The sequence below is a fragment of the Paraburkholderia sp. genome (assembly GCF_035656215.1).
Taxonomy (GTDB): Bacteria; Pseudomonadota; Gammaproteobacteria; order Burkholderiales; family Burkholderiaceae; genus Paraburkholderia.
Genome location: NZ_DASRSY010000352.1, coordinates 1 through 5,818, shown reverse-complemented (window position 1 = coordinate 5,818; position 5,818 = coordinate 1). Strand labels below are relative to the sequence as shown.

Genomic DNA, 5,818 nt, shown 5'->3' with positions numbered 1-5,818 from the left:
CTGGCGTCCTGCACAGGCTCGCCAGCGCGTTTCTGGCCCGCTTCGCCCGATCTGGGGAGGCCCATCGCACGATCTGCCTGGCCTGAAAAATAAAACCCCACGCTCCGAAAAACGTGGGGTTGGTCAGCAGTCTGAAGCCGCTTCTTCCGAAGCGGCTTTTTTTCTGCATGAGCCACGCCACATAAACAGCGTTGCCCGATAAAACCCTCAGTGCAGGATCTTCGCCAGAAAATCCTTCGCGCGATCCGACTTCGGATTCGCGAAGAAGTCTTCCTTGCGATCGTCTTCCACGATCAAGCCCTTGTCCATGAAGATCACGCGGTGAGCGACCTTCTTGGCAAAACCCATTTCGTGCGTGACGCACATCATCGTCATGCCTTCCTGCGCGAGCTCGACCATCACGTCGAGCACTTCGTTGATCATTTCCGGATCGAGCGCGGAGGTCGGCTCGTCGAACAGCATCGCGATCGGGTCCATGGACAGCGCGCGTGCAATCGCCACACGTTGTTGCTGACCACCCGACAATTGCCCTGGAAACTTATCCGCATGCGCGCGCAGGCCGACGCGATCGAGCAGCTTGTAGCCTTTGGTCGTGGCTTCGTCCTTCGAGCGCCCGAGCACCTTGATCTGCGCAAGCGTCAGGTTCTGCACGATCGACAGATGCGGGAACAGCTCGAAGTGCTGGAACACCATGCCGACCTTCGCACGCAGCTTCGACAGATTGGTTTTCTTGTCGGTCAGCGATTGGCCGTTGATGACGATCTCGCCCTTCTGGAACGGCTCAAGACCGTTGACGGTTTTGATCAGCGTGGACTTGCCCGAACCCGATGGGCCGCACACCACCACGACTTCACCTTTTTTGACTTCCGTCGTGCAGTCGGTCAGCACTTGAAACTGACCGTACCACTTCGAAACATTCTTGATAGAGATCATCTTGCGACCTTTTTCTGAAGACCTTTGACGAGGCTCGACGCGATCACACAGACCACGAAATAACACGCCCCCGCGAACAGTACCATCTCGACATTCGTACCGTCACGGTCGCCAATATTCGTGGCGGTGCGGAAGAAGTCAGCAAGGCTGATCACGTAGACGAGCGACGTATCCTGAAACAGCACGATACCTTGCGTAAGCAGCAGCGGCACCATCGCGCGGAACGCCTGAGGCAGCACGATGAGGCGCATTGCCTGCGGGTAGCTCATGCCGAGCGCGAACGCGGCATTGACCTGCCCGCGCGGCACCGCCTGAATGCCGGCGCGGATGATCTCCGAATAGTACGCTGCCTCAAACAGTGAGAAAGCGACCATCGCCGAAGCCAGCCGAATGTCGATATCCGGCGACAAGCCCAGCACGTTTTGCAGCACCTGCGGCACGATCAGGAAGAACCACAGCAGCACCATCACCAGTGGGATCGAGCGGAACACCGTGACATAGGCCTTCGCGAACCATTCGAACGGCTTGAATGGCGAAAGCCGCATGATCGCGAGAATGGTGCCCCAGATAATGCCGATCACGATCGCAAGCAGCGTGATCTTGATGGTGACGATGGCGCCGGTCCACAGCGTAGGCAGTGCGCCCGGAATACCGCTCCAGTCGAAATGATGCATCACTTACCTCCGATATAGCCGGGCAACCGGGTCTTGTGTTCAACCCAGCGCATCAGTTGCATGACGACCAGATTGATCAGCACATACGCCAGCGTGACCGCGATAAACGACTCATACGTCTGCGACGTGTAGTCGACCAGTTGGCGTGCCTGGGCGGACAGATCCAGCAGACCGATCGTCGACGCGACCGCCGAGTTCTTGAAGATATTCAGAAACTCGGACGTGAGCGGCGGCACGATAATCCGGTACGCAACCGGCAGCAGGACGTAGCGATACGTCTGCCATTGCGTGAAACCCATTGCCAGACCCGCGGCACGCTGACCGCGCGGCAACGCGTTGATGCCCGAGCGCACCTGCTCGCACACGCGTGCGGCGGTGAAGAGCCCGAGACACAGGATCGACGACGAAAAGAACTGCGCGCCAGGCGGCAGTTGCTTGTACCAGTTACCGATCGACGCAGGCAGCAACTCCGGTATCACCAGATACCAGATGAAGAACTGCACGATCAGCGGGATGTTGCGGAAAATCGCGACATAGAGCGTGCCGATCCCCGACGCCCATTTGTTCGGCACCGTGCGCAGCACACCGAAAAACGAACCGACGATCAGCGCGATCACCCATGCCGACAGCGACACGGTAATCGTCACCCAGAAGCCGGACATCAGCCAGCCCAGATAGGTGGTCGGCTCGCCGGTGGAGACCGGACTCAGCAGAATGCCCCAGTTCCAGTGATATGACATGACCAAGACTCCAGCAAAAAGAAACGGAAGAAGCGCGTGGCCCCTTCCGTTTCGTTCAGCGTTTCAAAAAAACAGCTAAGGTTTAATCGATTGCCTTGTCATTCGGGCTCTTGTAGAGCGCCTTGATGTCGTCGCTTTCCGGGAAGTTCAGGTTCAGGCCCTTCGGCGGAATCGGCGATTCGAACCACTTCTTGTAGATCTGATCGGCTTCGCCCGAGGTTTCGACCTTCGCGATCGCGTCGTCCACCACCTTCTTGAACTCCGGATCGTTCTTGCGAATCATGCAGCCGTACGCTTCATGCGATTGCGGCGTGCCGACGATCACGAAGTCGCCCGGGTTGTTCGACTTGGCGCGCTCGCCTGCCAGCAGCGCGTCGTCCATCATGAACGCAGCAGCACGGCCGGTGGAGAGCGTCAGGAACGACTCGCCATGGTCCTTCGCGCTGATGATGTTCATGCCCATGCTCTTGTCCTGGTTCATCTTGCGAAGCAGGCGCTCGGAGGTGGTGCCGGCCGTCGTGACGACGGTCTTGCCCTTCAGGTCCGCGAAGTCCTTGATGCCCGAGTCTTTCTTGGTCATCAGACGCGTGCCGATCACGAAGATCGTGTTCGAGAACGCAGCCTGTTGCTGGCGCTCGGCGTTATTGGTGGTCGAGCCGCATTCCATGTCGACGGTGCCGTTTTGCACCAGCGGAATACGGTTTTGCGACGTGACAGGCGTCAGCTTGACCTTCAGGTTAGGCATGTTCAGCTTCTGCTTGACCGCCTCAACCACCTTCAGCGCGAATTCCTGCGAGTAGCCGATGACATTCTGCTTGTCGTCGTAGTACGAAAACGGGATCGACGATTCGCGGTGTCCCAGCGAAATGACGCCCGTATCCTTGATCTTTTTCAGCGTACCAGCGTCTTGCGCATGCGCGCCAACCGTAAACAGTCCGAGAGTCGCGAGCAGCAGCGCAGCTTTTTTAACCTTCATGTGTGATCTCCTTGGCAAGAACCGGCGCCAGTTTAGCAAAGTAATTATTCTGAAAGTATTGCTATAAACCATGTTTGTTGCGTGTCTGCCGCTACGGGCTTACGGCGCCTTATTCCGGCAATCCCGCAGCGGCAGACGCGCAAAGGCGGGCGGCATCGATACGATGCTGCCCGCCGGGTAACACACGCGGTCTTATGAACCACGTCAAAGCAAGGATTGGCAGCGGGTCCGAGAGATGGCGGGCCCGCCGTTTCACGCAAAATGATCAGCGGTAAATCAGGGATACAGGCCGCGCAATTCGCGCGCTTCGAGGATCCGCTTACACGCGACGATAAACGCCGCGGTCCGCACGGACACCTTCTGTTCGCTCGACACTTGCCAGACTGCGGCAAATGCTTCGCGCATCACGCGTTCGAGACGCTGGTTGATCTCGTCTTCGGTCCAGAAGAAGCTCGAGAAATCCTGCACCCACTCGAAGTACGACACCGTCACGCCACCGGCGTTGGCCACCACGTCCGGAATCACGAGGATACCGCGGTCGTGCAGAATGTCGTCCGCCGCCGTGGTGGTCGGGCCGTTGGCGCCCTCCACGACGATCTTCGTCTTGATCTTGCCGGCGTTCTTTTCAGTGATCTGGTTTTCCAGTGCAGCCGGAATCAGGATGTCCGACTCGACCGTCCAGAATTCTTCGTTCGTGACTGCATCGGCTTCAGGGAAACCGCCCACGCCGCCAGTCTTCGCGACATGCTCGAGCAGTGCGTTGGCGTCGATACCGGTCGATTTGTACAGCGAACCGGTGTGATCCTGCACCGCGACCACTTTCGCACCCGCTTCCTGGAACAGACGCGCAGCGATACCGCCCACGTTACCGAAGCCTTGGACCGCAATACGCGCGCCTTCGATGTCGAAGCCGATGCGGCGTGCCGCTTCGCTGCCGACCACGAACACGCCACGGCCCGTCGCTTCACGACGGCCCAGCGAACCGCCGAGCGTGATAGGCTTGCCGGTCACGACGCCCGTAGCCGTTTGGCCCTGGTTCATCGAGTACGTGTCCATCATCCACGCCATGATCTGCTCGTTCGTGTTCACGTCCGGCGCGGGAATGTCGGTATTCGGTCCGATGATGATGCCGATTTCGCTCGTGTAACGGCGCGTCATGCGCTCCAGCTCACCACGCGACAGCGTGCGCGGGTCGACACGGATACCCCCCTTCGCGCCGCCGTACGGCACGTTCACAGCAGCATTTTTCACCGACATCCACGCCGACAGCGCCATCACTTCCGACAACGTCACGTCCTGGTGATAACGCACGCCGCCCTTACCCGGACCACGCGACACGTTGTGCTGCACACGATAGCCTTCGAAGTGCGCGACCGTGCCGTTATCGAGTTCGATAGGCACATCGACGATCAGAATACGCTTCGGGCGCTTGAGGGTTTCGAGCCAGCGGGACAGCGAGCCGAGGTACGGCGCGACGCGGTCGACCTGACGCAGGTAGTTGCCCCACGGGCCGAGGTCTTCGCTATTGAGGTAGGAGGGAACGGACTGCAACGATGATGCGGATTGTGCGATTTGCTGCTGGGAAGACATGAACGCTCCGGCGTTGATCGAATAGCAGCATTGTCGAAAAACGCCGTTTTGAAATCCAATGCCGTTTCCTTATCCGATTATGTTTTTTTTGCATAACCGTTAAGAAGCTGTAAATTCGCGTCGCAGGGATGCAGGTCTCAGGCAGCGCCCGCGCCCTGCGCCAGCTCCTCCGACACCACGTCCCACAGTTGCCGCACGAGTATCTGCCGCGCATCGTCGCTCTGTGCCGCGAGCTTGTCGCGATAGAGACGGATCTCCATGGTCAACGTAAGCTGCCCTTCGGGCGTGCCGCGAGTTGCACGATCAAGACGGATCAGCTTGCCGGCGGCGACCGCGTCTTCTACTGCGCTGTACGGCAGGAAGGCGATCCCGTGGCCCGCCAGCGCCATCGCCTTGAGCCCTTCGGCCATGTCGGTCTCATAGAGACGGTCGAGATACAGGCGTTCCGGCGCGTTGGCGAGGATCACTTCGGTCATGCGGCCCAGGTACGCGTTCGGCGTGTAGGTCAGATAGGGCGTGGGTGCCTCGGCCGTTCCCGGCAGCGTGTGCCGGGGCCGCCCGGCGCGGCCGGGCGCCGAGAACGGACTGATCGGCTCGTTGCCGAGCGTGAGCATGTCGTAGCGCGCCGGATCGAGCGCGACTGGATGGCTCGGATGGTGATAGCCCATCATCAGATCGCAGCCGCCTTCCACCAGCGCCAAAGCGGCGTCGTGCACATTCAACGCCCGCAGCCGGGTGTGGATCGGGCCCATCTGCGCTTCGATGCGTTGCAGCCAGCGCGGAAAGTACGTGAGCGACAGCGTGTGCGGCACCGCGAACTCGATGGTCGCCTGCGGCGTCGCCGTGTGCCCGCGCAGCAGAGCACGCGCCTCATGGAACTGCGACAGCATCGCGAGCGCCTGCTC

Annotated in this window: 6 protein-coding genes; all 6 read right to left on the bottom strand. The window is 59.8% G+C overall.

Going from position 1 to position 5,818, the window contains the following annotated elements; genetic code table 11:
- Positions 1-207: 207 nt before the first annotated feature.
- A complete protein-coding gene (locus VFE81_RS20545) occupies positions 208-933 on the bottom strand; it encodes an amino acid ABC transporter ATP-binding protein (protein WP_074282222.1) in 726 nt (241 codons plus the stop codon).
- The gene (gene gltK / locus VFE81_RS20540) at positions 930-1,607 is read right to left on the bottom strand and encodes a glutamate/aspartate ABC transporter permease GltK (protein WP_325046355.1); all 678 of its coding nucleotides are present in this window, start codon (positions 1,605-1,607) and stop codon (positions 930-932) included. Before gltK ends, VFE81_RS20545 begins: the two co-directional genes overlap by 4 nt.
- Positions 1,607-2,347: an amino acid ABC transporter permease gene (locus tag VFE81_RS20535; RefSeq protein WP_325046354.1), complete on the bottom strand. Its 741-nt coding sequence runs from the start codon at positions 2,345-2,347 to the stop codon at positions 1,607-1,609. Before VFE81_RS20535 ends, gltK begins: the two co-directional genes overlap by 1 nt.
- An 82-nt stretch (positions 2,348-2,429) precedes the next feature.
- Positions 2,430-3,323: a glutamate/aspartate ABC transporter substrate-binding protein gene (locus VFE81_RS20530; protein ID WP_325046353.1), complete on the bottom strand. Its 894-nt coding sequence runs from the start codon at positions 3,321-3,323 to the stop codon at positions 2,430-2,432.
- A gap of 276 nt (positions 3,324-3,599) precedes the next feature.
- Positions 3,600-4,913 carry a Glu/Leu/Phe/Val dehydrogenase gene (locus tag VFE81_RS20525; protein WP_325046352.1) on the bottom strand — a complete coding sequence of 438 codons (1,314 nt, stop codon included), beginning with the start codon at positions 4,911-4,913 and terminating at the stop codon, positions 3,600-3,602.
- A gap of 137 nt (positions 4,914-5,050) precedes the next feature.
- The coding region (locus VFE81_RS20520) for a LysR substrate-binding domain-containing protein (protein ID WP_325046351.1) at positions 5,051-5,818 on the bottom strand (768 nt) is incomplete at its 5' end.

Coding starts and splice junctions, on each gene's coding strand:
- VFE81_RS20525 (WP_325046352.1), bottom strand. CDS start 4,913: ATGTCTTCCCAGCAGCAAATCGCACAATCCGCATCATCGTTGCAGTCC.
- VFE81_RS20545 (WP_074282222.1), bottom strand. CDS start 933: ATGATCTCTATCAAGAATGTTTCGAAGTGGTACGGTCAGTTTCAAGTG.
- VFE81_RS20530 (WP_325046353.1), bottom strand. CDS start 3,323: ATGAAGGTTAAAAAAGCTGCGCTGCTGCTCGCGACTCTCGGACTGTTT.
- VFE81_RS20535 (WP_325046354.1), bottom strand. CDS start 2,347: ATGTCATATCACTGGAACTGGGGCATTCTGCTGAGTCCGGTCTCCACC.
- gltK (WP_325046355.1), bottom strand. CDS start 1,607: ATGCATCATTTCGACTGGAGCGGTATTCCGGGCGCACTGCCTACGCTG.